The organism is Streptomyces sp. NPDC043896 (assembly GCF_056435605.1).
Window position 1 is genome coordinate 1 of the sequence record NZ_JBWKEE010000008.1, and the last position, 25,222, is coordinate 25,222.

A 25,222-nucleotide genomic window follows, 5' to 3' on the forward strand; every position below is an offset into this window, starting at 1 on the left:
CAGAAGGGCGTCCAGGTTTGTCTTCACACACTGACCAACGGGCGCCCTTCGCCATGGTCGCGACCAGCACCAACATCGGACTCATTCATCTAGGGGGCGGGGAGTTCCGCGAAGTCGGCGACCAGGCCGCGGTGGTGGGCGGCGGTGCCGAGGGCGAGGGAGTCGGCCTTGGCGCGCTTGAGGTAGAGGTGGGCGGGGTGTTCCCAGGTCATGCCGATGCCGCCGTGGAGCTGGACGCACTCCTCGGCCGCTCGGACGGCGACCCCGGAGCAGTACGCCTGGGCGACGGCCACCGTGAGCGGGGCGTCCGGTGCCCCGGCGGCCAGGGCGTCGGCGGCGGCCCGGGCCGCCGCGCGGGCGGAGGCGACGTCCAGCCACAGCCGGGCGAGGCGGTGCTTGAGGGCCTGGAAGGAGCCGACGGGGCGGTTGAACTGGTGCCGGCCCCGGACGTGCGCGACGGTCTCGGACAGGCACCACTCGGCGAGCCCCAGCTGCTCGGACGCCAGGAGCCCGGCGCCGGACAGCAGCGCCCCGGCGATGGCCGCCCGGGCGGCCGCGGGGTCCGCGAGGAGGGTGCCGGCGGCGCCGTCGAGGGTGACGCCGGAAAGCGGCCGGGTGAGGTCCAGCGGGACGAGGGCGGTCAGGGCGGTGCGGCCGGCGGGGACCGCGTACAGGCCGGTGTCGGCGAGGACCAGCAGGACGTCGGCTGCGGCCGCGTCGGCGACCGGGGTGACGGTGCCGCTGAGCACGCCGCCGCCGCTGTCGTGGACCGGCGCCGGCAGGGGCGCGCCGGGTGCGAGGGTGAGCGGGAGGGCGGGGACGCAGATCAGGCCGCCGGTCGCGGTCTGTGACACCAGGGCGGCGGCTTCGGCGTTGTCGCAGGCGACGGCGAGCAGGATCTCCGTCGCCAGGACGGATCCCGTCAGGTACGGCACGGGTGCGACGGCCCGGCCGAGTTCCTCCAGGACGACGGCGGCCTCGCGGTGGCTCGCGCCCGCTCCGCCGAGCTTCTCGGGGACGAGCAGTCCGGCGGCGCCGATACCGGCGGCCAGGGTGTGCCACAGCCCGGGGTCGTGGGGGTGGCCGGTCTCGGCGCGGGCGAGGACGGCCGAGGGGGCGCAGCGGTCGGCGAGCAGGGACCGTACGGCCGTGCGGAGTTCCTCCTCGGTCTCCGAGTAGAGGAGGTCATGGGGGGTGCTGGGGGCGGCCGCGACGGGCTCGGGTGCGGCGTGCGGCTGTGCGGTCATCGGGCGAGGTCCTTCCAGGCGGTGTCCTTGTCGTCGCGCGGTTCGGCGGGCAGTCCGAGGACGCGTTCGGCGACGATGTTGAGGAGGATCTCGCTGGTGCCGCCCTCGATGCTGTTGCCCTTGGCGCGCAGGTAGCGGTAGCCGGCGTCGCGGCCGGTGAAGTCGACGATCCCGGGGCGGCGCATGGTCCAGTCCTCGTACAGGAGCCCTTCCGCGCCGAGGAGTTCCACTTCCAGGCCGCTGATCTCCTGGTTGAGGCGGGCGAAGGTGAGCTTCATCCCGCTGCCCTCGGGGCCGGGCCGGCCGGCGGCGAGCTGCTGGCGCAGCCGTTCGCCGGTGAGGCGGGCCACCTCGGCCTCCACCCACAGTTCCAGCAGCCGCTGGTGCAGGGCGTGGGTGCGCAGGGCGGGGCGTGCGCGCCAGGCGGCGGCGACGGGGGCGATCATGCCGCCCTCGCGGGGGATCCGCATGCCGCCGATGGAGACGCGTTCGTTCATCAGCGTGGTGCGGGCGACGGCCCAGCCCTGGCCGACGGCGCCGAGGCGGTGGGTGTCGGGGATGCGGACCCCGGTGAGGAAGACCTCGTTGAACTCGGCCTCTCCGGTGATCTGGCGCAGCGGCCGGACCTCGACTCCGGGGGCGTGCATGTCGCACAGGAAGTAGGTGATGCCCTGGTGTTTGGGCAGGGTGGGGTCGGTGCGGGCGAGGAGGATGCCCCAGCGGGCGGTGTGGGCGCTGGAGGTCCACACCTTCTGGCCGTCGACGACCCATGCGCCGGCCGTCTCGTCGAGGACGGCGCGGGTGCCGAGGGCGGCGAGGTCCGAGCCGGCGCCGGGCTCGCTGAAGAGCTGGCACCAGACCTCCTCGCCCAGCCACAGGGGGCGCAGGAAGCGGTTCTTCTGCTCCTCGGTGCCGTGGGCGAGGATCGTGGGCGCGGCCATGCCGAGGCCGATGCCGATCCGGCGGGGGTCGTTGTCCGGGGCTCCGGCGGCCTCCAGTCCGGCGTCGACGACGGCCTGGAGGGTGCGGGGCGCGCCGAGGCCGCCGAGTCCTTCGGGGTAGTGGACCCAGGCGAGTCCGGCGTCGAAGCGGGCGCGCAGGAAGTCGGCGGGGGCGGTGGTGGCGGGCGGGTGCGCGTCGAGCAGGGCGCGGGTGCGGGCGAGGAGGTCCTCGGCGTCGGGCGTCACCGGCCGGCTCCGGCGTCCGGGGCCGGTACGACGACCAGCCGGCCGGTGGTGGTGCCGTCGGCGAGCCGCTGGACGGCGTCGGCCGCGGCGTGGAGCGGGACGCGTTCGCTGACCAGGGGTTTGACGGCGCCTTCGGCGGCGAGGCGGGTGAGTTCGGTGTGGCAGGCGAGGATCGCGGCGGGGTCCTTGGCTGCGTACAGGCCCCAGTGCAGGCCCAGTACGGCGTAGTTCTTCACCAGGGCGTGGTTGAGGGCGGGGGCGGGGACGGTGCCGCTGGCGAAGCCGACGACGACGATGCGGCCCTCGAAGGCGACGCATTTGGCGGAGGCGGTGTAGGAGTCTCCGCCGACCGGGTCGTAGACGACGTCGGCGCCGTGTCCGCCGGTGAACTCCTTGACGCGGGCGACGACGTCCTCGGCGGTGCGGTCGATGACGAGGTCGCAGCCGAGCTCCTCGGCGGTGCGGGCCTTGGCCTTGCCGCCGACGACCCCGATGACGGTGGCCCCGGCGGCCTTGCCGAGCTGGACGGCGGCGCTGCCGACCCCGCCGGCGGCGGCGTGCACGAGGAGGGTCTCGCCGTGGCGGAGGCGGGCCCTGCGGTGGAGGCCGAACCAGCCGGTCTGGTAGCCGATGTGCAGGGCGGCCGCTTCGGCGTCGTCAAGGCTGTCGGGGGCGGGGAGCAGGGCGCGTGCGGGGGCGGTGACGTACTCGGCGAATCCGCCGTGGGGCAGGCTCGGGTTGGCGATGACGCGGCGGCCGTCGGCGGTCAGGCCGCAGATCTCGACGCCGGGGGTGAAGGGCAGCGGCGGGCGGATCTGGTACTGGCCCCGGACGAGCAGGGCGTCGGGGAAGTTGACGTTCGCCGCGAGCACCCGGAGTTTCACCTCGCCCTCGCCGGGCACCGGTTCGGGGACCTCCTGGAGGCGCATGGCCTCGCGGGGTTCACCGGTCGTGTGTACTCGCCATGCCTGCATCCGGGGCCTCCAGCCGCCGTCGAGGGACCACGCTCGGGCGGCATACTAAGCGGTCGCTTGCTGCCTTGGGAACCCTGCGCCCGGCCACCGGCACGGCCCGTCCCTGTCCGGTCCGCGCGGGCGCGGGCCCCGCTCCGGTAATCGGACGCGCGAACGAGGGATGAACGGCAGTGCCCGGGGATAACATCAACAGGCCGCTTGCACAGGGCATATGACGCACCAGGGGATCCCGCGCGCCCGGAGCCGACCGCTCCCCGGGCGCGCGGCTGCGCCACGAGCACACACCACAGGGGGAAGAACGATGAACAGCACACGCGTGCGGAGCGCCGGCTCGGCGGCCGCCGCCGCCCTCGTCCTGGCCGGCCTCGTCACCGCCGCCGGACCGGCGGTGGCCGCGACCGCGTGCACGCCCCGGATCCAGGTCCTCGGCTCCATCGGGTCCGGCGGCTATCACGCGGGCAACGAGCAGACCGAGGGCGTCCTCGCCCTCGGCGCCGGCAACCTGTCCGCGGGCCGCTCCGCCGGAAAGCCCGTGTACTGGACCGGCACCAGGCTGCACAAGGTCCCCGTGCCCGCAGCCGGCCTCTCGGGCGCGGTGCTCGCCGTCAACAGGAGCGGGCTGATGGTGGGCGCCGTCCACGGCGCCGAGGGCTACCTCTTCACCTACCGCGCCGGCGACGCGGCGGTCACCCGGCTGCCCGGGAGCGACTGGCTGTCCGACGACGCCGACGTCAACGACGCCGGGTACGTGGTCTCGCGCACCCGTTCCGGCCTCGGCACGGTGTGGAAGGACGGCCAGAAGGTCCGTGACCTGCCGCTGCCGGCGGACGCCGCGCCCGGCACCCGGGTCGAGCTGGTCACCGGCGTCAACAACAAGGGCGACGTCCTCGGCATCGCCCGCGAGGACTACGAGGTCCCGGAGACCGGCCAGCGCCTGGAGGACAGCTACCCCGTGCTCTGGCCCGCGGACGGCGGACCGGCCCGGGCCCTCGCCCGCACCGCGAACGACAGCTGGGTGCAGGACCTCGACGAGAGCGGCCGCGTCGTCGGCTACGACTGGAACGGCATGGGCCACCAGTACCGGCCGGTGACCTGGACCCCGCCGTACACCGGGCCCGTCACCGCCCCCGGGGTGCTGAACACCCACCCGTACGGCACCATCGAGGCGATCAGCCCGACGACGAACGTCTCCGTCGGGACCGCCGCGTTCCACCCGGACGAGCAGACCCTCCCCGACCAGGCACAGCTGTGGACGGGCACGGGACCGCTGCTCGCCCTGCCCCGGCTCGCCGCGAACCAGGCGAGCGCCGCACAGTCGGTCTCCGACGACGGCCGGGTCGGCGGTGCCGCCGTCAACGCGGGCGGCACCCTGAAGCCGGTGATCTGGACCTGCGCGACGAAGCAGGCGTACCTGCCGGAGTAGGCGCCGCCGTCACGGGCATGGCGATCTGCGCGTCCGCGCGCTATCGATGGCCCATGACGGACGAGATCAGGCGCGGCCTGCCCGCACCCCCTCCGCTCGGCGCCGCCGCCCTGCCCCCGGGCACGTACGCGGGGCAGGTGGTCCTCGTGACCGGCGGCGGCACCGGGCTGGGCAAGGCCATCGCCGCCGAGTTCGCCCGGCTCGGCGCCGACCTGCTGATCGCGGGGCGCCGCGCCGGGCCGCTGGAGGCGGCGCGGGAGGAGCTGGCGGCCGTACCCGGAGCCGGCCGGGTGGCGGCCGCCGTCTGCGACATCCGGGACCCCGAGCGGGTCGCGGAGGTCTTCGAGGCCGCCGGGGCCGCGCTGGGGCCGCCCGACGTGCTGGTCAACAACGCGGCGGCGAACTTCCCCAGCCCCGCCGAGGACCTGTCCCCCAACGCCTGGCGGGCGGTGGTCGACACCACCCTGACGGGCACCTGGTTCATGACCCGCGAGTTCGGCCGGCGCCACCTCGCGGCCGGCACCCCGGGGGCCATCGTCAGCGTCGGCGCCTCGTACGCCTGGACCGGCGGGCCCGGCTTCGCCCACAGCGCCGCCGCCAAGGCCGGGGTGAAGAACCTGGTGGAGACCCTCGCGGTGGAGTGGGGCCCGTACGGGATCCGCGTCAACGGGCTCGTGCCCGGGCTGTTCCCGCACGCCGACATGACCGAGGACGTCCGGGACGGACTGGAGCGCGCCGCCCCGGACTCCAAGGACGGCCGCCAGCCCGCCCTGCGGGTGGGCGCCCCGCGCGAACTCGGCTGGGCCGCCACCTTCCTGGCCTCGCCCTACGCCCGTTTCGTCACCGGCCACACCCTGGTGGTGGACGGGGCGAACTGGCAGCGCCGGGCCCTGGTCCAGCCGGAGGTGGTGCCGGTGCGCGAGCAGCTGGGACGCGGGCCGTTCCATCCGTGAGGCTGTCAGTGGGATGCGGCACCATCGGGGCATGAGGATCGACGACTGGGAACCCTTCCTGCGCACCTGGAGCGCCGAGCGGGAGACGGCCATGCGCGCCCTGGCCCCGGAGCAGCCGCCGCTGGGCCGGCCGGGCTTCGCCCCCGCCGCACCGGAGCGGATCGCCGCGCTCGAAGCCCGGCGGTACACCGGTCCGGAGGGCGGGGTCGTCGGGCTGTTGACGGCACCCCCGGACGGCCCGTACGACCCCGAGGGCCCGCTGGAGCGCGCCGCGAGACCGCCGGCGCCCGCGCCCCGGGAGCGCGGCACGGCTCCGGAGCGGGGGCGCGCATGAGCCTCGCCGGAATGACCTTCGAGCGCTGGCGCTCCCTCGGACCCGACGCCGCCCGCCGGTTCGCGGAGGAGGCCGCCGCGTGCGTGGACGGGCGGCTGCTCCGGGTCGAGACGGCCGGGCACCTGGGCGGACCGCTGCACCGGGTGCGGATCGAGCGGGACGGCCAGGACTTCGCGCTGATACCCGGCGGCCGTGTGCGCCTCGGCTTCGACGCCGGGGCCTGGCGCCCGGCGCCCGGGCAGGAGGCCGACTACGCGCGGAGCCTGGCGGAGGGCTTCGCCTCCGCACCGGACCTCGCGGCCCATCTCGCCGGGCAGCTGAGCCCGGTGCGGACCGTGGAGCTGGCCACCGTGCTCATGGCGGTGGAGGACGAGGAACTGGAGGAGCTGCCGCAGGACACCCCGGACGAACTCGCCGGGCGGGGGCTGCGGATGCCGGACGCCGACGAGTGGGAGCACGCCTGCGGGGCGGGGGCGCGCACCCTGTTCCGGTGGGGCGACGCCTGCCCGCTGGAGGAGGAGGCGTACGGGCCGGGCGGGATCCGGCACGAGCCGAACGCCTTCGGGCTGCACATCGCCTACGACAGCTACACGACGGAGCTCAGCGGTGGCATGGCGGCCGTGCACGGCGGGGACGGCGGGGAGGCCGTCTGCGGCGGGTACGGCCGGCTGCTGGGGTGGCTGCCGCTGGCCACGGCGCAGCGCAACCCGGGTGCGGCGGAGTTCGCGTACGGGCCGGAGGGGGAGGACGCGTGGGACGGCTTCTCGGTGCGGCCGGTGCTCACGCTCCCCTGAAGCGCGGGGTCCGGCGGGCCGCCTTGGCGCCGTAGCCCTCCGCGGCGTCCTCGGAGGTGAGGGTGAGCGCGGCGGCCATGGCCACCCGGTCCAGTGCGGCGGGCAGGGCGGCGTCGGCGTAGGCGTCGACCGCCCGCTTGATGGCCTGGACGGCGAGCGGGGCGTTCGCGGCGATCTCGGCCGTCAGCGCGCGGGCTGCGGGGTCCAGCTCGTCCGGGGGGACGACCAGTTGGACGAGTCCCAGGCGCTCTGCGGTGGCCGCGTCGATGCTGCGGCCGGTCAGGGCGAGGAACTTGGCCCAGCCCGCACCGGCCTCGCGGGCGATCCGCAGGTCGCCGCCGGCGTCCACGGCCACGCCCAGGCGGGCTTCCGGGAGGGCGAAGACGGCGTCGTCGGCGGCGACGCGGATGTCGGCCATCAGGGCCAGTTCGAAGCCGAAGCCCAGGCAGTGGCCCTGGACGGCGGCGACGACGGGCTGGGGCAGGCGGGCGAGGACGGAGAAGCGCTCGTGGACCCAGCGGATGCCCTCGTAGTAGTTCCGGGTCCGTTCGGCGGCGGAGCCGCCCGTGATGGCTCCGCCGGGGGCGGTCACGTCGATGCCCGCGCAGAAGGCCCGGCCCTCCGCGCGCAGCAGGACCGCGCGGACGGCGGGATCGAAGCGGATCCGGTCGGCCAGCAGGCCCAGCTGGCGGGTGGACTCCCAGCTCCAGCCGTTGAGCTTGTCCGGGCGGCAGAGGGTGAGGAGCGCGATGCCGTCCTCGACGTCCAGCCGGATGCGCTCCGCACCCTCCGCGATCTCCCCGCTGACCGTGTCGATCACGTTCCGCACCCCCGAGGCCGTCTGACGGAGCGTCAGCCTAGGGTGGCGGGCTCAGCGGGGGAAGACCTCGAACGGCACCGCCGGGCGGCCGCCGAAACGGGCCGCCGCCTGCTGGACGTTACCGGTCAGGAAGTTCCGTACGTACTCCTGCGGGTCCTGGTCGGTCAGCGCGGCGATGTACGCCTTGTGCTCCAGCAGGGACCGGATCGCGCGCTCCAGGCCGGGTCCGGCGTCGACGGCGTGGGTCGGGGTGGAGGTGCCCGCCACCGCGACCCAGCGCACCCCGTCCCACGGCTCCAGGCCCTGCTCCGAGACGAGTTCGGGGAAGATCCACCGGTTGCCCGCGTCGGCGGCGGCGTCCAGCACGGCCCGGCCGACGGCCTTGTGGTCGGGGGTGTTCCAGTAGCCCCCGCCGTCGGCTCCGCCCCAGGTGTCCCGGTGGTTGAGGGTGATCACCAGCTCGGGGCGGTACCGCCGGATGGCCGCGGCGATGTCCCGGCGCAGGCCGAGGCCGTACTCGACGACACCGTCGCGGTGGTCGAGGAACTCCACCGCCGTCACCCCGACGACCGCCGCGCTGGCGCGCTGCTCGGCCTCGCGCAGCGGGCCGCACTCGCCCGGGGCGACCCCGTCGATGCCCGCCTCGCCGCGCGTGGCGAGGAGGTAGGAGACCTCGCGGCCGCCGTCGGTCCAGTCGGCGATGGCCGCGGCACAGCCGTACTCCAGGTCGTCGGGGTGGGCGACCACCGCGAGGGCGCGCCGCCAGTCGGCGGGCATGGGCTGCAAGGGCGGCTGCTGCTCTGCTTGTTCGGTCATACGCCGCACAATAGGCGAACCGGCGCCGGGGCGCGGCCGCGTCACAGGGCGGTGCCGCCCGCGTTGCGGACCAGCTGCCGGAGCACCTTCACCGCGGTGACGTAGTCGGCGTCGTCGATGCCCTCGTGGAGGGCGGCGCGGATCGCCGGGGCGTTGGCCTTCAGGTCGACGCGGGCCCGCTCCCCCTCCTCCGTGAGCCACAGCCGGTCCTGCGCGTCCCGGCGCAGCCAGCCGCGCCGCAGGAGCACCTCGGCCTCCGCCGCCAGGTCGTCCTCGGGGCGGATGTAGGAGGCCATGGCCTCCCGCAGCTCGGTGACGGTCATCCCCTCGCCGTCGGGGGAGATGTCGTTCGCGGACAGGTTGCGCAGCAGCCAGAACTGGGGCTGGGTGTACCCCTTCTCGGCCTGACGGGCCCGGGTGAAGGCGATGAGCGCCTCGTAGGCGACGCCGGTCACGTAGGCGGCGGGCTGTCCGGCGAGTGCGGCGTCGGCGATCTGCTGGTCCGTCATGGGCGTTCCCCTCCTGGGTACTTCGGATGCGGCTCCCGCACTCCCCGTGCGGGTCATGTGAAGACCGTATGACCTCAAGCCCTGTTGAGGTCAAACGCATATTCACCGGGTGCCGCGCTCCCCCTGGAGGGCCGGAAGCCTAGACCTCGTCGCGGACCAGTGACAGCAGCCGGTCCAGGACGCGGGGGCCGCCCGCGCGGACGCCGTCGTGCTCGAACTCGTCCGTCACCCAGGTGCGCAGGCCGCGGATCGCGCGGGCCGTGGCCAGGGAGTGGGCGGTGTCCACGTACATGTCGTCGTGGTAGACGGCGGCCGCGACCGGTACCTCGTTGGCCGCGAGCCGGGCCGGGTCGTAGAGGGGCTGCCAGCCGGTGCGCTCCGCCAGCAGGTCGGCGGTCGCGCGCAGCGGGGCGAGGGACGGGTCGGCGGTGAAGTGCCAGGGGTGGATGGTCTCCCCGGTGAACAGGAGCGGGTCGTCTCCCGCGAGGGTCTTGGCGGCGTCGAAGCGCGGGTGGGCGGCGCGGACGCGTTCGGCGGCCCAGGCGGTGGGCGCCGCCGGGTCCTGGGCGTAGATCGCCTCGTGGAGCAGGGCGTAGAGGGGGTGGCCGGCGAAGGAGAGGTGGGTGTGGACGGCGTGCAGGAAGGCGTCCGAGAGGGCCGGGCCCGCCGGCGTGGTGACGAAGGCGTCCTCCAGGAGGTAGTGCAGCTGGTGGCTGCCGTCGCCGGTGCCGAGGAGCAGGCCCAGGGACTGGAAGGCCTCGGGGGTGAGCCGGTAGCCGCCGGGGAGTTCGGCCGGACGCTCCGCGAGGTGGGCGGCGATGCGGCGGGCGCGCTCGACGTCCATGGGGTAGCGGGCGTAGTGGGCGAGGTTCTTGCGCTCGACGCGGGGGTACGCGGCCCCGTAGACCTCCGTCGCGGTGGCGTCGAGGGAGGGCAGCCCGCCGGTGATCAGGGCCGCGTGCAGGCCCTCGGGCGCGGTGGAGAGGTAGTGGGTGGCGCAGAAGCCGCCGAAGCTCTGGCCGAGCACCGTCCAGGGCGCGCCGCCGGTCAGGGCCGGGCGGATGGCCTCGGCGTCGCGCACGATGGAGTCGGCGCGGAAGTGGGTGAGGTAGGCGGCCTGCTCGGCAGGGGTGCCGCGGGTGGGCAGGGTCTGCCGGTTGGCGGGGGTGGAGCGGCCGGTGCCGCGCTGGTCGAGGAGCAGGACGCGGTGGTCGGCGAGGGCCCGCTCCAGCCAGGCCTGGCGTCCGGTGAACCGCCGGGCACCGAAGCCGGGCCCGCCCTCCAGGTACAGCAGCCACGGCAGCCGCTCCGGGTCCTTGTCGCCGGCCACCACCTCGCGGGCGTAGAGCTCGATCCGCTCCCCGTCGGGGCGGTCGTGGTCGAGCGGCACGGTGAAGTGGTGGTCGGTGAGGACGGCACCGGGCTGGCGGTAGCTGCGCTGGCGGGTCACGGACGGCCCCTGGGGTGTGGGTACGGATCCCCTCCCCCGCGCCTTCGCCGGATCGCGGCGGGGCCGGGGGCCGGGGCTGACGTCCCGGCCGATCCTATGCCCGCGGGCCCGCAGGCGGGCGACGCGACGTGCCGCCCGGCGGCGGGCCCGCGGGGGCTGCGGGCCCGCAGGGGCGGCGGTTCAGAACCGGACCACCGAGCGGAGCACCTCCCCGCGCTCCATGCGGGCGAAGGCGTCCTCGACCCCGTCGAGCGGGATCGTCTCGGAGACGAAGGCGTCGAGGTCGAGCCGGCCCTGGAGGTACAGGTCGATCAGGAGCGGGAAGTCGCGCTCCGGCAGGCAGTCCCCGTACCAGGAGGACTTGAGCGCGCCGCCGCGCCCGAAGACGTCCAGCAGCGGGAGTTCGAGCTTCATCTCGGGCGTCGGTACGCCGACCAGCACCACGGTGCCGGCCAGGTCGCGGGCGTAGAAGGCCTGCCGGTAGGTCTCGGGCCGGCCGACGGCCTCGATGACCACGTCGGCGCCGTTCCCGCCGGTCAGCTCCTGGACGGCCTTGACCACGTCCTCCGTGCGCCCGTTGACGGTGTGGGTGGCGCCCAGCCCGCGCGCCCACTCCAGCTTCCGGTCGTCCAGGTCCACGGCGATGATCCGCGACGCGCCCGCCAGCCGGGCGCCGGCGACGGCGGCGTTGCCGACTCCCCCGCAGCCGATGACGGCCACCGAGTCGCCGCGCCCGACGTTGCCGGTGTTCAGGGCGGCGCCCAGGCCCGCCATCACGCCGCAGCCGAGGAGTCCGGCGGCGGCGGGCGAGGCGGCCGGGTCCACCTTGGTGCACTGCCCGGCGGCGACGAGGGTCTTCTCGGCGAAGGCGCCGATGCCCAGGGCCGGGGAGAGCGGGGTGCCGTCCTCCAGCGTCATGGGCTGGGTGGCGTTGTGCGTGGCGAAGCAGTACCAGGGCCGCCCGCGCTTGCAGGCCCGGCAGGTGCCGCACACCGCACGCCAGTTGAGGACCACGAAGTCGCCGGGGGCGACGGAGGTGACGCCCGGGCCGACGGACTCGACGATCCCGGCGGCCTCGTGGCCGAGGAGGAAGGGGAACTCGTCGTTGATGCCGCCCTCGCGGTAGTGCAGGTCGGTATGACAGACGCCGCAGGCCTGGACCTTGACGAGGGCTTCTCCGGGCCCCGGGTCGGGCACGAGGATCGTGGTCGTCTCCACCGGTGCGCCCTTGCTCCGCGCGATGACCCCTCGTACGCGATGTGTCACGTCGTACCCCGTTCTGTTCGGATCGGTCTGGATCATCGAACGTACACGGACCGGGCCCGCCAAGGGAGTTGCGCGGGACTTCGCGTCACCCGCCGCCACCGGTTCCGGCCAGATCCGGTGGTACGGCCGCGCGCAGCGCCGCGGTGAAGGCCGCCACGGCGGGGTGGGCGGCGGCCCCGCTGCGGAAGGCGGATTTGGTGCGGCGTTCCATGTGCAGGCGGGTGAGGGTGACGGCGGGGTCCGGCGGCCCGGTCACCCCCAGCTGGGGGACGACGGCGACCCCCTGCCCGGCGGCGACCAGGGCGAGGACGGTGTCGAACCCGTCGACCTGGTGCCGGATCCGGGGCGTGAACCCGGCCGCCTGGCAGGCCCGTACGGTCATGGCGTGGCAGAGGGTGCCGGGGGTGGCGGTGATCCAGGGCGCGTCCTGGTGGGTGCGCAGGACCGCGCCCTGGTCGGTGCCACCGCTTCCGGGCGGCGCGTCGGGCACGGGCGCGGCCGGGCCCGGGGCCGGGGCCGGGGCCTGGGCGGCGGCGGGGGCGGCCAGGTACATGGCCTCCCCGAACAGCGGCGCGGTGGCCAGTCCCGGCTCCGCCGGAGCCGGGACGAAGTCGTACTCGTGGACCAGGGCCACGTCCAGGTCCCCGGCCCGCAGCGCGTGCGCTACCGCCGCCGGGTCGGTCTCCAGGACCCTCGGCTCCAGCCCCGGGTGGCGCCGGGCCAGGTGGACCAGGGCGGCCGGGACGATGGCCCGGGTGGCGGTGGGGAAGGAACCGACGCGCAGGACGCCGGCGAGGCCGTTTCGGGCCTCCGCGAGATCGGCGTCGGCCTGCTCCAGCCGCTCCAGGACGGCTTCGGCGTGCCGGACGAGGTTCTGGGCGGCCGGGGTGAGGCGGACCCGGCGGCCGGTGCGTTCCAGCAGGGGCAGGCCGGCCTCGCGTTCCAGGACGGCGAGCTGCTGGGAGACGGCGGAGGGGCTGAAGGCGAGGGCCTCGGCCACGGCGGCGATGGTGCCCCGGCGGGCGAGTTCCCGCAGCAGGCGCAGGCGGCGTACGTCGAGCATCGGGCCAGCTTACGGATCGGGTAAGAAAAGCGAACTGGATTCGGCGCTCGCTCCGGGCGAAGCTCTTCTCCATGCGACAGGAAACCCCACAGCACGGACAAACAGCAGATTTCGACTTCGAGGGGATCCACGTCCCGCTCGTGACCCCCTTCGCGCCCGGCGGGGAGGTCGCCGCCGGAGCGCTGGAGGCCCTGGCCCACGAGGTGCTCGACGCGGGGGCCGCCGGGATCGTGGCCCTGGGCACGACGGGCGAGCCGGCCGCCCTGGACGAGGAGGAGCGCGACCTGGTCACCGGGATCTGCGCCCGGGTCTGCGGGGAGCGGGGGGTGCCGCTCACGGTGGGGGCGGGGGCGAGCGGGACGCGGGCGAGCGAGGCGGCCCTGGCCCGGCTGGCACGGTGGCCGCAGGCCCGGGCGGCGCTGGTGACCGTACCGCCGTTCGTACGGCCCTCGGCGGCGGGGGTGCTGGCGCACTTCACGCGGCTGACGGAGGTGAGCCCGGTGCCGCTGATCGTCTATCACGTCCCGTACCGGACGGGGCAGCCGCTGGACGCGGACGCGCTGCGCGCCCTGGGTTCGCTGCCCGGGGTGGCCGGGGTGAAGTACGCGGCGGGCGGGATCGACTCGGAGACGGTGGCGCTGCTGGGCCGGCTTCCGGACGGCTTCTCGGTGCTCGCCGGCGACGACGCGTTCCTGTCGCCGATGCTCGCCCTCGGCGCGCCGGGCGCGGTACTGGCCTCGGCCCACCTGGCGACGGCGCGGTTCGTGGAGCTGGCGGCGGCCTGGCGGGCGGGCGACGCCGACCACGGCCGGGCACTGGGGCACGCGCTGGCCCGGGTGTCGGCGGCGCTTTTCGCGGAGCCGAACCCGGGGGTGGTCAAGGGCGTGCTGCACGCGCAGGGCCGGATCCCCACCCCCGACGTACGCCTCCCCCTGCTGCCCGCGTCCCGGGGGGCCGTGGACGCCACGCTGAAGGAGCTGGCCGCACTCTGAGGCCGCCGGACGGCCCGTACAGAGGAACCGAATGCCCGATTCGACACCATTCGCAACTCTCGCGCCGGTCGCCCCAATCGGCGGCATCGGGCCGCGAATTGGCCGTATTGCGCAAGGCGGCCTCAAACCTCCCGGACCCGTGATGTGAGTCACGCGCGCACAACCAACATCACATAACCCGGAACGGCCGGTTCCCTTTCCCTGGAAAGGAAATCGGCCTTTTCGTGATCCATCCCCCATGGTCATTTATCGACCCGAATACGAGAAGTCGATCTACCGGGGCAATTCCCGTCTTGTTCCCGCCCCGCGCACTCGCCTACGGTCACCTCACTCCCCGCGGCCGACTGCCGAATCCGGGCTCCGCCGGGGGCTCTCCCGTACCCCCACGTGAGGAAATGCGCCATGCCCCGACAGGGTAAGCACCGCCGCCCCAAGCAGCACTGGATCTCCCGTCGGCTGGCCGTCGCCGGCACGGGCGGAGCGGCCATCGCCCTCCCGCTGATCAGCGCGACCACGGCCGGCGCGGTCGGCACGCAGCCGGCTCCGGCGTCGCTGGTCAAGGCCGCCGTGGAGAAGACCGCGGCGGAGAAGACCCTCGTGGAAAAGGCGGCCGTGGAAAAGGCAGCGGCCTCCCTGACCTATTCGGTGATCGGCGGCGACACCCTCTCGAAGATCGCTTCGCAGCATTCCGTGAGCGGCGGCTGGCAGGCGCTCTACGAGGCCAACCGCAACGCCATCGGATCCGACCCCTCGGTGATCCGCCCCGGCCTCAAACTGAGCATCGGCGCGGCGGCCCGCGCGGCCGCGGCGAAGCCCGCCGCCAAACCGGCCACCCCCGCCTACGCGAACAACCTCGACGGCTGGATCCGGCAGTCGCTGGCCGTCATGGCCAAGCACGGAATTCCCGGCAGCTACAACGGAATCCACCGCAACATCATGCGGGAGTCCTCCGGCAACCCCCGCGCCATCAACAACTGGGACATCAACGCCCGGAACGGCATCCCCTCCAAGGGTCTGCTCCAGGTCATCGACCCGACCTTCCGCGCCTACCACGTGCCCGGCACGTCCCTGGACTCGTACGACCCGGTCGCGAACATCACGGCGGCCTGCAACTACGCCGCCGCCCGCTACGGCTCGATCGACAACGTCAACGGCCCGTACTAGGCGTTCTCCGCCGGCGCCGGAGCGCTCGGACCAGGGTGCCCAGGGGGCCCGCCAGTCCGTAGCCGACGTCCTTGCGCAGGGCTCCCGTTCCGGCCTTCTCGACGGCCGCCAGCTGGTGTCCCATCAGCTCCGTCATCGCGGCCACCACCGGGCGCAGTCCGGGTTCGGTGAGGTCGACGATGCCCCCGGCGGCGGCCAGGGAGGTACGCGCGCGGCCGCACTCGGCGGCGAGGAGGGCGCGTACGGCCGGGGTGTCGCGGGCCTGTTCGAGGTCGGCGCGGGTGACGGAGTGCTCGTCGAGGCGGGAACGCGGGATGCAGAGCCGTCCCTCGGCGAGGTCCCCGGCGAGGTCCGCGAGGAAGTCGACCCGTTGGGCGGCGTCCACGAAGGCGCGCCAGCCGGCGGCCTGCGCGGTGTCGGGCCCGCCCTGGTACTGGAGGCCCGTGAACACCAGGATCCCGGGCCAGGCGTAGGCGTCCAGGTAGGCCTGGAAGTCCTCCTCGGCGGCGAACCCGTCGAAGCCCGCCTCGGCGGTGGCGGCGCCGTCGAGGAAGCGGGTGACCCAGTGGCCGGGCAGGCCCCGGGTGCGGACGGCGTGGGCGTACGCGCGGAGCAGCGGGTCGGGGCTGTCGCCGGTCTCCAGGGCGGAGCCGACGCGGCCGGCCAGCGCGGCGAGCCCGGCGGCCCGCTGCCGGGGGGTACCGGTCTCGGCCACGTCGTCGACGAGGTTCATGAAGGCCAGGCCGGACGAGAGCCAGGGCACCAGGGCCGGGGCGGCGAGCAGCCGCAGCGCGACGTACGGAGCCGGTTCGCGGCGCAGCACCCGGCGGGCGGCGTGGGTGTGGTCGGCCCGCAGCCGGGGGTCGGTGATCCCGGCCTGGGTGAGGGTGGTGCGCCAGCTGGGCATGGTGGGCCGTGCTCCTTGGACCGTGTCCGCCGCACGCGCGCGGGTACCGGCGCACCGGCGCGCGTACGGACGTGTGAACGAGTGTGCCCGTACACGATGTCAGGAGCGGTAGACCTTCTTCACGTTGCCCTCGGTGTCGGCGTACACGTAACCGCCCCGCCCGTACTCGTCGGTGAGGTAGGGCCGCATGGAGGGGGTGCCGTCGAAGAGCCAGGGTTCGACGATGACGTAGCGGGAGGTCGGCTTGGTGACGCCGAGTTCCTGCCGGGACCGGTCCAGGAGGCCGGGCAGGGCGTCCCACTTGACGGCCGCCATGTCGATCAGCGGCTCGCCCTGCTTGACCGTGCCGCCGGGTCCGTCGCGCTTGACCCGGCCGTCGCGGTACTGCCACCGGTCGAAGGTGTCCGCGCCGGCGGCGGTGGGGACGGAGGCCAGCACGTACTCCTCGTAGACGGTCATCTCCACGAAGGTGGTGGTGCCGGTCTGCTGCTTGAACGCGTCGAGGGCGGTGCGGATCCGGTCGGGGGTCAGCAGGCTGCCGTGGGCCGCGGCGGGGGTGGAGCCCTGCGGCCGGGAGGCGGCCGTCTTGGGGGTGGCGGGTGCCTGGGCGACGGTGGTGGCCGCGCCGGAGGCGGTCGGGCGGGCGGCGGTGGAGCCCTTGGACCCGCCGTCGGAGGACGTGCCGTCGGGCAGGGCCTGGACGAGCCCGGCGACGGATCCGGCGACGGCCAGCACGAGGACCCCGCAGATCAGCGCTGCGCGGCCGCGGTGCCGGGCGGGCCGGGCCCCGGGCACGGGAGCGGTGCCGGGCACGGTGCCCGGCGCGGTGACGGCGGCGGCCGGCCCGTACGGCGAGCCGCCGCCGGGGTGGAAGGGGCGGGTGTGCGCCGTCGAGGGCGGCGGGCCGTAGTGGCCCGGGGCGGCCGCCACCGCCGGGGTTGCTCCTGCGGCCCCCGTCAGGAGAGCGGTGCTCGCTGCCCGGAGCAGTGCTTCCAGCGCCGCGCCGTCGGGCCGCGCCGAGGGGTCCCGTACGAGCAGCCGTTCCAGGACGGGTCCCAGCGGCCCGGAGCGCACCGGCGCCGGGATCGGCTCGTCGAGGACGGCGACCACGGTGGCCAGGCTGGTGGCCCGGCGCAGCGGGTGCGTCCCCTCGGCGGCCACGTACAGCATCATGCCGAGCGACCACAGGTCGGAGGCCGCCAGGCCCTCCTCGCCCCGGCACCGTTCGGGGGCGATGTACTCGGGCGAGCCGATCAGCACCCCGGTGGAGGTGAGAGCGGTCGCCCCGTGCAGGGCGGCGATGCCGAAGTCGGTCAGCACGGCCGACCCGTCGGGCCGCAGCAGGACGTTGGCCGGCTTCACGTCGCGGTGGAGGATGCCCTCCTCGTGCGCGGCCCGCAGCGCCGAGAGGACGTCGAGCCCGAGCCGCACCACGTCCGCGAGGGGCATCGGCCCGGCCGCCAGCCGGTCGTGCAGGGAGCCGCCCTTGAGCAGCTCCATCACGATCCACGGGTGGCCGTCGGTACCGGGGTCGGGCTCCACGATGTGGTGGATCGTCACCACGTTCGGGTGGGCGAGGCGGGCCAGGGCCCGTGCCTCGCGGATCGCCCGCTCGCGCAGCTGGACGGCGAGGTCCGGCTGCGCCGCGGCGGTGGCGGGGTCCGGCGGGCGCACCTCCTTCAGGGCGACCTCGCGGTGCAGTGCGATGTCGCGGGCGCGCCACACCGTGCCCATGCCTCCGGCGCCCAGGGGGCCGATGAGTTCGAAACGGCCGTCGATCAGCCGTCTGCCGGCCTCACTGTTCTCCATGGGCGGTCATCGTAGGCCCCGCCACCGTCAGCAGCGGAGGCGGTCCTCCATCACGGTGCCCTGCGCGGTGGAGACCGTACGGTCGTAACAGCCGGCGCCGGTTCCCGTCCCGTACAGCCGGTAGCGCTCGGTGGAGGTGCCGACCGCGTGCCGCTGGTCGCGCGGGACGTTCGCCGTGTACGAGGCGTCGCCCGTGTACCGGTCGTCGAGGACGGAGCGACCGGTCTGACGGCCGCCGCGGAGGGTGACGGTGTCGGCCCGGTCGCCGAGGGACAGGACGGTGCGCAGCCGGTCCCCGGCACCGAGGGTGGTCTCGCCGTCCATGGTGTGGGTGCGGGCCGTGCGGGTGGTGGTGGCGCCCCGGGTGACGCTCTCCTCGTCGTTCCAGGACGCGGTGAGGGCGTCCCGGGCCTCGCCGTCGGTCCAGCGGTGCGCGGAGGTGTGGGACACGGCCCGGGTGACGGTGGTGGTGACGCGGCCGTGGGAGGTGTCGAGGTACCCGGCGACGGTGAGGCGGTGGCCGCCGTCGGTGTCCAGGCGGTGTTCGCCGCCGGGGGCGGCGGGGGTCCACCGGGAGGAGCCGGTGGGGGCACCCTCCTCGTGGCGGGTCAGGGCGCCGGTGACGACCTGGCGGCCGTGGTCCTGCCAGAGCAGCAGGTTGACGGGGGTGCTCCAGCCGGTCTGACCGGCCGGCACGCCGGCCACGGAGACCTCGACGCGGTGCTCGCGCCCGTCGTTGAGGAGGGCGGCGTAGGGGGTGAGGTCGTAGACGACAGGCTTGACGTCGAAGGCGCGCGGGGCGGGGGTGACGTACCAGAGGAAGGGGTTGGACCAGCCGCCGGTCCATACGGTCGGGAAGGGCGCGGCAAGTCCGGCGAGCTGTCCGTCGACGGAGATCCGCACCTCGCGGTGGGGGCCGTCGGCGGCCTTGCAGGAGTAGGGCGCCGCGTCGGGGACGGTGAGGTACCAGTACTCCTCGCAGCCGCCGCCGGAGCCGGTGGCGTACACCTCCGCGAGGAGCCGCTCGGTGTTGCGCGGGGTGGTGACACCCGGGGTGGTGAGGGGCAGGACCCGGTCGGGGGTGTCGGGGGCCGGGGTGTGCCGGTCGGCGGCGTAGAGGGTCAGGGTCACCTTGACGTCGATGACGCCGGTGTAGGTGTCGTTGACGACGTTGCCGATCAGCATCTCGACGGGCTGCGGGCGGCTGAGGACGTCGTGGTAGCGGGTGACGTCCTTCTCGACGGACCACTCGATGCCGTCGGGCGAGGGCTGCGGGGTGGAGGTGCGCAGGATCTCGACGCCGCCGAGGGTGAGGTTGCCGAGGCGGTCGTACTGGCGGCCCTTGACCTTGCCGTCGAGGCGCAGGACCGCTTTGGCCCAGCCGGAGCGCCCGCAGCCGGCGGGCGGGGTGTAGCTCCCCCGGTAGGGGGTGAAGTCGCGGAACCGGGCCTCGGCGAGGGTCACCCGGCAGGAGCGGGTCCTCGGGCGCTCGACGGGCGGGGCGGCGGTGAGGGGGTCGTGCCAGTCGGTGCCGAACTCGGCGGGCGGGACGGGGCCGCCGGCGGCCGCCCGGGCGGCAGCGGCGCCCGGAGCCGCGGACTCCGGTCCGGCGGCCGGTCCGGCGGCCGGTCCGGCGGCGGGTGGCGCGGCGGGCTCCGGGGCGGACGCGGCGGCCGCGGGTCCGGCCAGGGCCCCGGCGGCGAGGGTGAGCGCGCCGAGCAGGCCCGTGATCCTGTGTCGTCTCATGGGCCCGCAGTGAAACCCGTACGGGCCCGCCGCCGCCAGGGCCCGCCGCCCCGGGGTGGCGGGAAACCGGCGGTGTCAGTGCCCGGCGGGCAGCACCACGACGCCGTCGTCGTCCACGTGGACGGTGTCGCCGGGGCGGAAGGTGACCCCGCCGATGGTGACGGGCTCGTCGACGGCGCCTTCGCCGGTCTTGCCGCTCTTGCGGGGGCAGGTGCCGAGCGCCTGGACACCGAGGTCCAGGCCGCCGAGGGCGGCGCTGTCACGGACGGCGCCGTTGACGATCAGCCCGGCCCAGCCGGAGCGCTGTGCCGCACCGGCGATGAGGTCGCCGACCAGGGCGGTGCGCAGGGATCCGCCGCCGTCGACGACGAGGACGGCCCCTTCGCCGGGGGTGTGGAGGAGTTCGCGCAGCAGCGCGTTGTCCTCGTGGCAGCGGACGGTGCGCACGGGCCCGGCGTACAGCCGCCGGCCGCCGATCCGGCGGAACTGCGTGGCGCAGATGCCGAGGTCTTCGCCGTGCTCGTCGTACAGGTCGGCGGTGGGTACGGGGGTGACGCTCATGTGGTTCCGGGCTCCTCGCATCTCGTACGTCGCGCGGGCCCAGCCTAGGCGGTGTCCCGGGAGTGTCCCCGGGGTGTCCCCGGCGCGGCCCGGGCACGGCCTCAGCGCCGGGAGTTGCCGAAGACGATGCGGTAGGCGATGAGCAGGACGAGGGAGCCCGCGATGGCGGAGCCCCAGGTGGCGAGGTCGAAGAACTGGGCCTGGATCGGGCGGTCGAGCAACGTGGCGGAGAGCCAGCCTCCGGTGAAGGCGCCGGCCACGCCGATGAGGGTGGTGACGATGATGCCGCCCGGGTCCCGGCCGGGGAGCAGGATCTTGGCGATGCCTCCGGCCAGCAGGCCCAGGATGATCCAGCCGATGATGCCCATGCCGTCCACTCCGCTCTTCGTTCTCCGTGTGCGTCTTCCGCACGGGAGGACGCACACGGATGGCGGAACGGTTCTCCCCGGCGGCGGCTCAGGCGGCGAGGTGGCCGGCCGGCAGGGGGCGGGGTTCGGCGGGCCGGCCGTCCGGCGCGGTGCGGGTGAGCAGCAGCACGCCCCGGGTGGCGGCGAGCGCTCCGGCCGCGGCGAGCAGGACGCCGAGCGCCCCGTGCTGGATGCGCTCGCCGAGGAGGATCATGCCGATGGCGGCGGCGGCGAGCGGGTTGGCCAGGTTCACGACGGCGAGCGGGGCGCCGAGCCCGCCCCGGTAGGCGCGCTGCGAGAGCAGCATGCCGCCGACGGCGAAGACCACCACGAGCAGGGCCACGGTGACCACCCGGCCGCTGAGCAGGGCCCCGCCCCGGCCGCCCGCCACGGCCACGGTCTGGGTCAGGGCGGAGGCGACGGCGGAGGCCAGCCCGGAGGCGGTGGCGTGGCGCAGGCCCGGGCCGGGGTCCCTGCGGGCGGTGAGCAGGACGATCGCGGCGACGGTGGCGCCGGACACGGCGAGGGCCTCGGCCAGGGAGAGGGTGTCGTCGGGGGCCGGTCCGGAGGCGGGGAGCAGCAGCAGTCCGAGCCCGGCGACGGTGGCCAGGGTGCCCCGCCACTCGGTGGCGGCGACCCGCCGCCCGGCACCGCGCGCCCCCAGCGGGACGGCGGCGACCAGGGTGAGGGCGCCGAGGGGCTGGACGAGGGTCAGCGGGCCGTAGCGGAGCGCGGCGGCGTGCAGCAGCGCGGCGGCGGCGTTCAGCCCGGCCGACCACCACCAGGCTCCGTTGCCGAGCAGGGCCCGGGCGGTGCGGGCGACGGCGCGGCGGGCGAGGCGTTCCTGGGCGACGGCGGCGGCCGCGTAGGTGACGGCGGAGGCGAGGCAGAGGGCGACGGCGAGGGCGGTGGCGTTCACGGCCGGGCCCCCGTCGTGACGGCCGGGGCACCGCGGCCCGGCGCGGCGGAGTCCGGCGCGGCCCGGCCCGGCGCGGCGGAGTCCGGCGCGGCCCGGCCCGGCGCGGCGGGCTCCGGCGCGGCGGGCACCCGAGCACTGCGGTCCGGCGCGGCCCGGCCCGGCGCGGCGGGGGCCGCCGCCGGACGCGGGCGCGGCAGGCTCCGTACCACCGGGGCCGCGGCGGCCGGGCGCGGGCGCGGGACCAGGAGGAGGGCGGCGCCCAGCAGCAGGGTGGCCACGAGGGCGTCGGCCCAGTAGTGGTTGGCCGTGCCGACGACGACGAGCAGGGTCACCAGCGGGTGCAGCAGCCACAGGGCGCGCCACCGGGACCGGGTCGCGGCGATCATCCCGAGGCCCAGCATCAGCGCCCAGCCGAAGTGCAGCGAGGGCATCGCGGCGAACTGGTTGGCCATGGTGTCGGCCTCGGGGGCGGCTCCGTAGACGCTCGGCCCGTACACCTGCGCGGTGTCCACCAGCCGTGCGGCGTCCAGCATCCGGGGCGGCGCGAGCGGGAAGGAGAGGTGCAGGACCAGGGCGGCGCCGGTGAGGGCGGCGAGCACCCGCCGGGTCCACAGGTAGTGGCGGGGCCGGCGCAGGTACAGCCAGACGAGGAAGAGGGCGGTCGCCGGGAAGTGGACGGCGGCGTAGTAGGTGTTCGCGGTGTGGACGAGGGCGTCCGAGTGGAGGAGCAGCCGCTGTACGGCGCCCTCGCCGGGCAGGTGCAGGGCGCGTTCGGCGTCCCAGACCCGGGCGGCGTTCCGGAAGGCCTCGTCGGTGCGGCCGGTCGAGAACGTCCGGCCGGCCTTGTAGACGGCGAACAGCCCCGCGACGAGCAGCAGCTCGCGTATGAGCCGGCGGCGCGCGTCGCGGCGGCCGGCTCGTGGCCGGTCCGCGGTGGTGTGGGAGGTCATCCCCCGGTCTCGCTTCTTTCGGGTTTCCTATCGACACGCCAGTGTATCGATACATGGGCGTATCGATACGGTGGTGTCCCGATAAGCTCGGGATGGCCGTACACTCGGAACACGGCCCCACCGCCGGATCCCGCGAGGAGAAGCCCTTCCCATGACGTCGACGCCGCAGGTCACCGCGCGCCGCTCCAAGATCAGCCCGGAGCGCGAGCAGGAGTTCTACGACGTCGTCCTCGACCAGCTGCGCGAGCACGGGTACGAGGCCCTCACCATGGAGGGCGTCGCCGCCCGGGCCTCCTGCGGGAAGTCCACGCTCTACCGGCAGTGGAAGACGAAGCCCCAGCTCGTCGTGGCCGCCCTGCGCGCGAGCCGGGCCCGGCGGAGCGAGCGGACCCTGGCGGACGTGGACACCGGGACCCTGGCGGGAGACCTCCGCGAGGCCGCCCGGATCGCGGCCGCCACCTCGGGCCGCGACACCCGGCTCACCCAGGCCCTGGGCGTCGCCGTGCTGAGCGACGAGGAGCTCCAGGCGGCCCTGCGCGAGGCGCTGGTGGAGCCGGAGCTTGCGGCCTTCGACGCCGTCGTCGAGCGGGCCGTGGCGCGGGGCGAGATCGCCGCGGACCATCCGGCCGTGGAGTTCCTGCCCGCGCAGCTGATGGGCGTCCTGCGGATCCGGCCCGTGCTGGAGGGGCGGTACGCGGACTCCGACTACCTGGTCAGGTTCGTGGACGCGGCGCTGCTGCCCGCCCTGGGCATCGGCCCGCAGGACTCATGACCCCCTGAACCGGCGGGCCACCGTTCACGATGACCGGACGGCGACCCGCTCGCGCTGCCTCGTGGGGACGGCGGCAGCGCGCCACCCGGACGGGGCGGCGGCCACTCCCGAGCAGAGTGACCGCCGCCCGGTCCGGTACGGACCCCACCGCGCGGACCCCGCCGGTACGGACCCCACCGCGCGGACCCCGCCGGTACGGACCCCACCGCGCGGACCCCGCCGGTACGGACCCCACCGCGCGGACCCCGCCCGTACTGACCTCCCCGCGCGGGCTTCAGCCGCGCGCCGCGCCCATGACCCGGGCGTACTCCTGCGGGTCCGCGTCGAAGCCGCGGGTGGTCGTGTCCAGCGTCCAGCCGCCCGAGGCGTCCCGGACGAACTCGGCGACGGTGGCCGCCGTGGCCCCGGCGAGCTCCGCGAAGTCGGTGGTGGCGAGGTCGGTGTACCCCTCGCGGATCCGCAGCCCCTTCCCGCCGACGGCGGCGAAGGTCCTGCGGTCCGGCGCCCCGCCGGGTCCCGCGTCCTGGATCACCACGCCGACCACCACCCGGCCCAGCTCCGGTGCCATCCGGTCCAGTTCGAGGGTCATCACCTCGTCGAAGCCGAAGCCCTGGCCGGTGCGGCTGTCCCTGCCGAGGGTGATGGTGCCGTCGGGGGCGCGGCTGCCGAAGTGGACGAGGTGGACGGGCTCGCCGTACGGGTCGGAGGCGGCGTACACGGCGGCGACGATGTCCAGGTCGTTCGCGGGCGTGCCCGCCGGGCTGGGGTCCCAGCGCAGCGCTATCTCCACCTTGGCCAGGCCCTTGCGCACTCCGCTCACCGAACTCCCCCTCCGCTTGGCCGCATCGGCCCCGACGTACGGGCGCCATGCTGCCACGCGCCGGTGATCATCGTACGAACGACCGTACACAACAAGCCAGTTCCGCACCCGGCCGGTCAGCGGCCCGGGCCGGCCGGATCCACGCGTACGGTTTCCACCCAGCCGGGCGGCCGCGGCGCGTCCGCCCCGATCAGTGCGGCGATCAGCCGGCAGGACTGGGGCTCCCCCGGCCACGGGGTGTGGCCGTCGGTCAGCACGACGACGATCGACGGCCGGTCGGGCCGGGCCAGCGCGGCCGCGATGCCCACGCGCATGTCGGTGCCGCCGCCCCCGGCCAGGACCACGTCCCCCGCACCGGTCACCCGGGTCACGGCGTGCACGTCGGCGTCGCAGGCCAGGACGGTGACCCGGTTGCCGCGCACGCCCACCTCGCGCAGCACCCCGGTGACCTCGGCGAGGGCGGCGGCGAGTTCCGCGTCGCCCATGGACCCCGAGGTGTCGATGACCACCGCGACCCGGGGCAGCGGCCGGTGCAGGCTCGGCAGCACCACCCGGCCGCCCAGCGCCGGGGTGCGGCGCGAGGGCCGCCGGTACGTGTAGTCCACCGCCCCGCCGGCCCAGGCCGCGGCCTCCCGGACCGCCCCCGACAGCGCGCGCCGCCAGTCCACGGCCGGCTCCAGCACCTGTTCCGCCCACCGCTCCCAGCCCGCCGGCACGCTCCCCCGGCCCCGGGAGCGCCGGTGGACGCGTACGGCCTGGGCGGTCTGGCGGCGCAGCGCCTCGGCCTCCACCGGGCCGATCCGGGCGGCGCCGGCCGCGTCGCCGAGCTCCCAGGGTGCGGGGGTGCCGTGCGCGCCGGAGCCGCAGTCCACCCCGTTCGGGGGCGTGGGCGGGACGCCCGGCAGGTAGCCCTCGAACAGGCCGCCCGCCGGGAGGCCGAAGAGGCCCGGCTCCATGCGGCCCGGCGGCAGCTCCAGCCCGTCGGCGAGGAGGTCGTCGTTGATCTCGCAGTCCTGGGCGATGTTGATCCGGACCGGATCGCGCTGGTCGGCCGCCGGCAGCCGGCCGGCGCGGCCGTGGTGGTCGCGCAGCAGGTGGGCCACCTCGTGGATCCACACCCCGGACAGCTCCGGGACGGGGGTGCGCCGGACGAACTCCGGGGAGACGTAGCAGCGCCAGTGCCGGTCGACGCCCATCGTCCGGACCCCGGTCGGGCCCGGGGAGGGGACGACGGTCAGCGCGTACAGGGCGGAGGCGAGGTAGGGCCTGGCCTCGGCGGCCGCGTAGCGGGCGGCGAGCAGCTTGGCCCGGTCGAGCGGGACGTCCACCGGCGCGGCCC

The 25,222-nt window shown here is 75.5% G+C and carries 25 protein-coding genes; 7 read left to right on the forward strand and 18 right to left on the reverse strand.

Annotated features, from left to right (window positions below):
* Window positions 1-89: 89 nt before the first annotated feature.
* Genes AC069X_RS13515 through AC069X_RS13525 form a run of 3 tightly spaced genes read right to left on the reverse strand, consistent with a single transcriptional unit; the run spans window position 90 to window position 3,408 of the window.
* Window positions 90-1,247 (reverse strand): acyl-CoA dehydrogenase family protein, encoded by a 1,158-nt coding sequence (locus AC069X_RS13515; protein ID WP_478728207.1) that lies wholly within the window; start codon window positions 1,245-1,247, stop codon window positions 90-92.
* Window positions 1,244-2,434 (reverse strand): acyl-CoA dehydrogenase family protein, encoded by a 1,191-nt coding sequence (locus AC069X_RS13520; RefSeq protein WP_478728209.1) that lies wholly within the window; start codon window positions 2,432-2,434, stop codon window positions 1,244-1,246. The genes AC069X_RS13515 and AC069X_RS13520 overlap by 4 nt, the downstream gene beginning before the upstream one ends.
* On the reverse strand, window positions 2,431-3,408 hold the full coding sequence (locus tag AC069X_RS13525) for an NADPH:quinone oxidoreductase family protein (RefSeq protein ID WP_478728211.1): 978 nt from the start codon (window positions 3,406-3,408) through the stop codon (window positions 2,431-2,433). Before AC069X_RS13525 ends, AC069X_RS13520 begins: the two co-directional genes overlap by 4 nt.
* 301 nt (window positions 3,409-3,709) lie before the next feature.
* Here AC069X_RS13525 and AC069X_RS13530 point away from each other — a divergent pair, with 301 nt between their 5' ends.
* The 4 genes from AC069X_RS13530 to AC069X_RS13545 are packed head-to-tail and all read left to right on the forward strand — an operon-like array spanning window position 3,710 to window position 6,912.
* Entirely contained in the window at window positions 3,710-4,831 is a 1,122-nt protein-coding gene (locus tag AC069X_RS13530) for a hypothetical protein (protein WP_478728213.1), read from the forward strand.
* Between the two features lie 53 nt (window positions 4,832-4,884).
* Window positions 4,885-5,784, forward strand: coding sequence for an SDR family oxidoreductase (locus AC069X_RS13535; RefSeq protein WP_478728215.1), 900 nt, complete (start codon window positions 4,885-4,887; stop codon window positions 5,782-5,784).
* Between the two features lie 31 nt (window positions 5,785-5,815).
* Window positions 5,816-6,118, forward strand: a complete 303-nt coding sequence (locus tag AC069X_RS13540) for a hypothetical protein (protein WP_478728217.1) — start codon at window positions 5,816-5,818, stop codon at window positions 6,116-6,118.
* Entirely contained in the window at window positions 6,115-6,912 is a 798-nt protein-coding gene (locus AC069X_RS13545) for a hypothetical protein (protein ID WP_478728219.1), read from the forward strand. The genes AC069X_RS13540 and AC069X_RS13545 overlap by 4 nt, the downstream gene beginning before the upstream one ends.
* Here AC069X_RS13545 and AC069X_RS13550 read toward each other — a convergent pair.
* From AC069X_RS13550 to AC069X_RS13575, 6 genes are all read right to left on the reverse strand, one after another.
* Window positions 6,899-7,732, reverse strand: coding sequence for an enoyl-CoA hydratase/isomerase family protein (locus AC069X_RS13550; protein ID WP_478728221.1), 834 nt, complete (start codon window positions 7,730-7,732; stop codon window positions 6,899-6,901). The two genes, AC069X_RS13545 and AC069X_RS13550, sit on opposite strands and share 14 nt — an antisense overlap.
* Window positions 7,733-7,783: 51 nt before the next feature.
* On the reverse strand, window positions 7,784-8,548 hold the full coding sequence (locus AC069X_RS13555; protein WP_478728223.1) for a PIG-L deacetylase family protein: 765 nt from the start codon (window positions 8,546-8,548) through the stop codon (window positions 7,784-7,786).
* A gap of 41 nt (window positions 8,549-8,589) precedes the next feature.
* Window positions 8,590-9,057, reverse strand: coding sequence for a MarR family transcriptional regulator (locus AC069X_RS13560; RefSeq protein ID WP_478728224.1), 468 nt, complete (start codon window positions 9,055-9,057; stop codon window positions 8,590-8,592).
* A 139-nt stretch (window positions 9,058-9,196) separates the two neighbouring features.
* The gene (locus AC069X_RS13565; RefSeq protein ID WP_478728226.1) at window positions 9,197-10,507 is read right to left on the reverse strand and encodes an alpha/beta fold hydrolase; all 1,311 of its coding nucleotides are present in this window, start codon (window positions 10,505-10,507) and stop codon (window positions 9,197-9,199) included.
* Window positions 10,508-10,687: 180 nt separating this feature from the next.
* A complete protein-coding gene (locus tag AC069X_RS13570) occupies window positions 10,688-11,773 on the reverse strand; it encodes an S-(hydroxymethyl)mycothiol dehydrogenase (protein ID WP_478728228.1) in 1,086 nt (361 codons plus the stop codon).
* A gap of 85 nt (window positions 11,774-11,858) precedes the next feature.
* Window positions 11,859-12,836: a LysR substrate-binding domain-containing protein gene (locus AC069X_RS13575; protein WP_478728229.1), complete on the reverse strand. Its 978-nt coding sequence runs from the start codon at window positions 12,834-12,836 to the stop codon at window positions 11,859-11,861.
* Window positions 12,837-12,907: 71 nt separating this feature from the next.
* On the opposite strand from AC069X_RS13575, the gene AC069X_RS13580 reads away from it, so the two are divergent.
* Together AC069X_RS13580 and AC069X_RS13585 are read left to right on the forward strand one after the other, a co-directional pair.
* Window positions 12,908-13,828 (forward strand): dihydrodipicolinate synthase family protein, encoded by a 921-nt coding sequence (locus AC069X_RS13580; RefSeq protein WP_478728231.1) that lies wholly within the window; start codon window positions 12,908-12,910, stop codon window positions 13,826-13,828.
* 402 nt (window positions 13,829-14,230) lie between these two features.
* Entirely contained in the window at window positions 14,231-14,992 is a 762-nt protein-coding gene (locus AC069X_RS13585; protein ID WP_478728233.1) for a transglycosylase SLT domain-containing protein, read from the forward strand.
* On the opposite strand, the gene AC069X_RS13590 is transcribed toward AC069X_RS13585, so the two are convergent.
* The 7 genes from AC069X_RS13590 to AC069X_RS13620 form a co-directional block, all read right to left on the reverse strand.
* A complete protein-coding gene (locus AC069X_RS13590) occupies window positions 14,976-15,899 on the reverse strand; it encodes a squalene/phytoene synthase family protein (protein ID WP_478728235.1) in 924 nt (307 codons plus the stop codon). The two genes, AC069X_RS13585 and AC069X_RS13590, sit on opposite strands and share 17 nt — an antisense overlap.
* Before the next feature lie 99 nt (window positions 15,900-15,998).
* Entirely contained in the window at window positions 15,999-17,708 is a 1,710-nt protein-coding gene (locus AC069X_RS13595; protein ID WP_478728237.1) for a serine/threonine-protein kinase, read from the reverse strand.
* A gap of 27 nt (window positions 17,709-17,735) precedes the next feature.
* Window positions 17,736-19,454 (reverse strand): peptide-N4-asparagine amidase, encoded by a 1,719-nt coding sequence (locus tag AC069X_RS13600; protein ID WP_478728238.1) that lies wholly within the window; start codon window positions 19,452-19,454, stop codon window positions 17,736-17,738.
* A 75-nt stretch (window positions 19,455-19,529) separates the two neighbouring features.
* Window positions 19,530-20,015 (reverse strand): ribonuclease E activity regulator RraA, encoded by a 486-nt coding sequence (gene rraA, locus AC069X_RS13605; RefSeq protein ID WP_478728240.1) that lies wholly within the window; start codon window positions 20,013-20,015, stop codon window positions 19,530-19,532.
* Window positions 20,016-20,116: 101 nt separating this feature from the next.
* Window positions 20,117-20,383 carry a GlsB/YeaQ/YmgE family stress response membrane protein gene (locus AC069X_RS13610; protein ID WP_478728241.1) on the reverse strand — a complete coding sequence of 89 codons (267 nt, stop codon included), beginning with the start codon at window positions 20,381-20,383 and terminating at the stop codon, window positions 20,117-20,119.
* Window positions 20,384-20,471: 88 nt separating this feature from the next.
* Complete coding sequence (locus AC069X_RS13615) at window positions 20,472-21,341, reverse strand: hypothetical protein (RefSeq protein ID WP_478728243.1); 870 nt, start codon at window positions 21,339-21,341, stop codon at window positions 20,472-20,474.
* The gene (locus tag AC069X_RS13620; protein ID WP_478728245.1) at window positions 21,338-22,291 is read right to left on the reverse strand and encodes a phosphatase PAP2 family protein; all 954 of its coding nucleotides are present in this window, start codon (window positions 22,289-22,291) and stop codon (window positions 21,338-21,340) included. Before AC069X_RS13620 ends, AC069X_RS13615 begins: the two co-directional genes overlap by 4 nt.
* Before the next feature lie 151 nt (window positions 22,292-22,442).
* Between AC069X_RS13620 and AC069X_RS13625 the strand changes: the two genes are divergently transcribed.
* Complete coding sequence (locus AC069X_RS13625) at window positions 22,443-23,063, forward strand: TetR/AcrR family transcriptional regulator (RefSeq protein ID WP_478728247.1); 621 nt, start codon at window positions 22,443-22,445, stop codon at window positions 23,061-23,063.
* 274 nt (window positions 23,064-23,337) lie between these two features.
* Here the strand turns inward: AC069X_RS13625 and AC069X_RS13630 are convergent, their stop codons facing one another.
* Window positions 23,338-23,883, reverse strand: a complete 546-nt coding sequence (locus tag AC069X_RS13630; protein ID WP_478728249.1) for a TerD family protein — start codon at window positions 23,881-23,883, stop codon at window positions 23,338-23,340.
* 116 nt (window positions 23,884-23,999) lie between these two features.
* The gene (locus AC069X_RS13635) at window positions 24,000-25,211 is read right to left on the reverse strand and encodes a vWA domain-containing protein (protein ID WP_478728251.1); all 1,212 of its coding nucleotides are present in this window, start codon (window positions 25,209-25,211) and stop codon (window positions 24,000-24,002) included.
* Window positions 25,212-25,222: the final 11 nt, after the last annotated feature.

Coding starts and splice junctions, on each gene's coding strand:
- AC069X_RS13515 (WP_478728207.1), bottom strand. CDS start 1,247: ATGACCGCACAGCCGCACGCCGCACCCGAGCCCGTCGCGGCCGCCCCC.
- AC069X_RS13525 (WP_478728211.1), bottom strand. CDS start 3,408: ATGCAGGCATGGCGAGTACACACGACCGGTGAACCCCGCGAGGCCATG.
- AC069X_RS13530 (WP_478728213.1), top strand. CDS start 3,710: ATGAACAGCACACGCGTGCGGAGCGCCGGCTCGGCGGCCGCCGCCGCC.
- AC069X_RS13535 (WP_478728215.1), top strand. CDS start 4,885: ATGACGGACGAGATCAGGCGCGGCCTGCCCGCACCCCCTCCGCTCGGC.
- AC069X_RS13540 (WP_478728217.1), top strand. CDS start 5,816: ATGAGGATCGACGACTGGGAACCCTTCCTGCGCACCTGGAGCGCCGAG.
- AC069X_RS13545 (WP_478728219.1), top strand. CDS start 6,115: ATGAGCCTCGCCGGAATGACCTTCGAGCGCTGGCGCTCCCTCGGACCC.
- AC069X_RS13555 (WP_478728223.1), bottom strand. CDS start 8,548: ATGACCGAACAAGCAGAGCAGCAGCCGCCCTTGCAGCCCATGCCCGCC.
- AC069X_RS13560 (WP_478728224.1), bottom strand. CDS start 9,057: ATGACGGACCAGCAGATCGCCGACGCCGCACTCGCCGGACAGCCCGCC.
- AC069X_RS13575 (WP_478728229.1), bottom strand. CDS start 12,836: ATGCTCGACGTACGCCGCCTGCGCCTGCTGCGGGAACTCGCCCGCCGG.
- AC069X_RS13580 (WP_478728231.1), top strand. CDS start 12,908: ATGCGACAGGAAACCCCACAGCACGGACAAACAGCAGATTTCGACTTC.
- AC069X_RS13585 (WP_478728233.1), top strand. CDS start 14,231: ATGCCCCGACAGGGTAAGCACCGCCGCCCCAAGCAGCACTGGATCTCC.
- AC069X_RS13590 (WP_478728235.1), bottom strand. CDS start 15,899: ATGCCCAGCTGGCGCACCACCCTCACCCAGGCCGGGATCACCGACCCC.
- AC069X_RS13595 (WP_478728237.1), bottom strand. CDS start 17,708: ATGGAGAACAGTGAGGCCGGCAGACGGCTGATCGACGGCCGTTTCGAA.
- AC069X_RS13600 (WP_478728238.1), bottom strand. CDS start 19,454: ATGAGACGACACAGGATCACGGGCCTGCTCGGCGCGCTCACCCTCGCC.
- rraA (WP_478728240.1), bottom strand. CDS start 20,015: ATGAGCGTCACCCCCGTACCCACCGCCGACCTGTACGACGAGCACGGC.
- AC069X_RS13610 (WP_478728241.1), bottom strand. CDS start 20,383: ATGGGCATCATCGGCTGGATCATCCTGGGCCTGCTGGCCGGAGGCATC.
- AC069X_RS13620 (WP_478728245.1), bottom strand. CDS start 22,291: ATGACCTCCCACACCACCGCGGACCGGCCACGAGCCGGCCGCCGCGAC.
- AC069X_RS13625 (WP_478728247.1), top strand. CDS start 22,443: ATGACGTCGACGCCGCAGGTCACCGCGCGCCGCTCCAAGATCAGCCCG.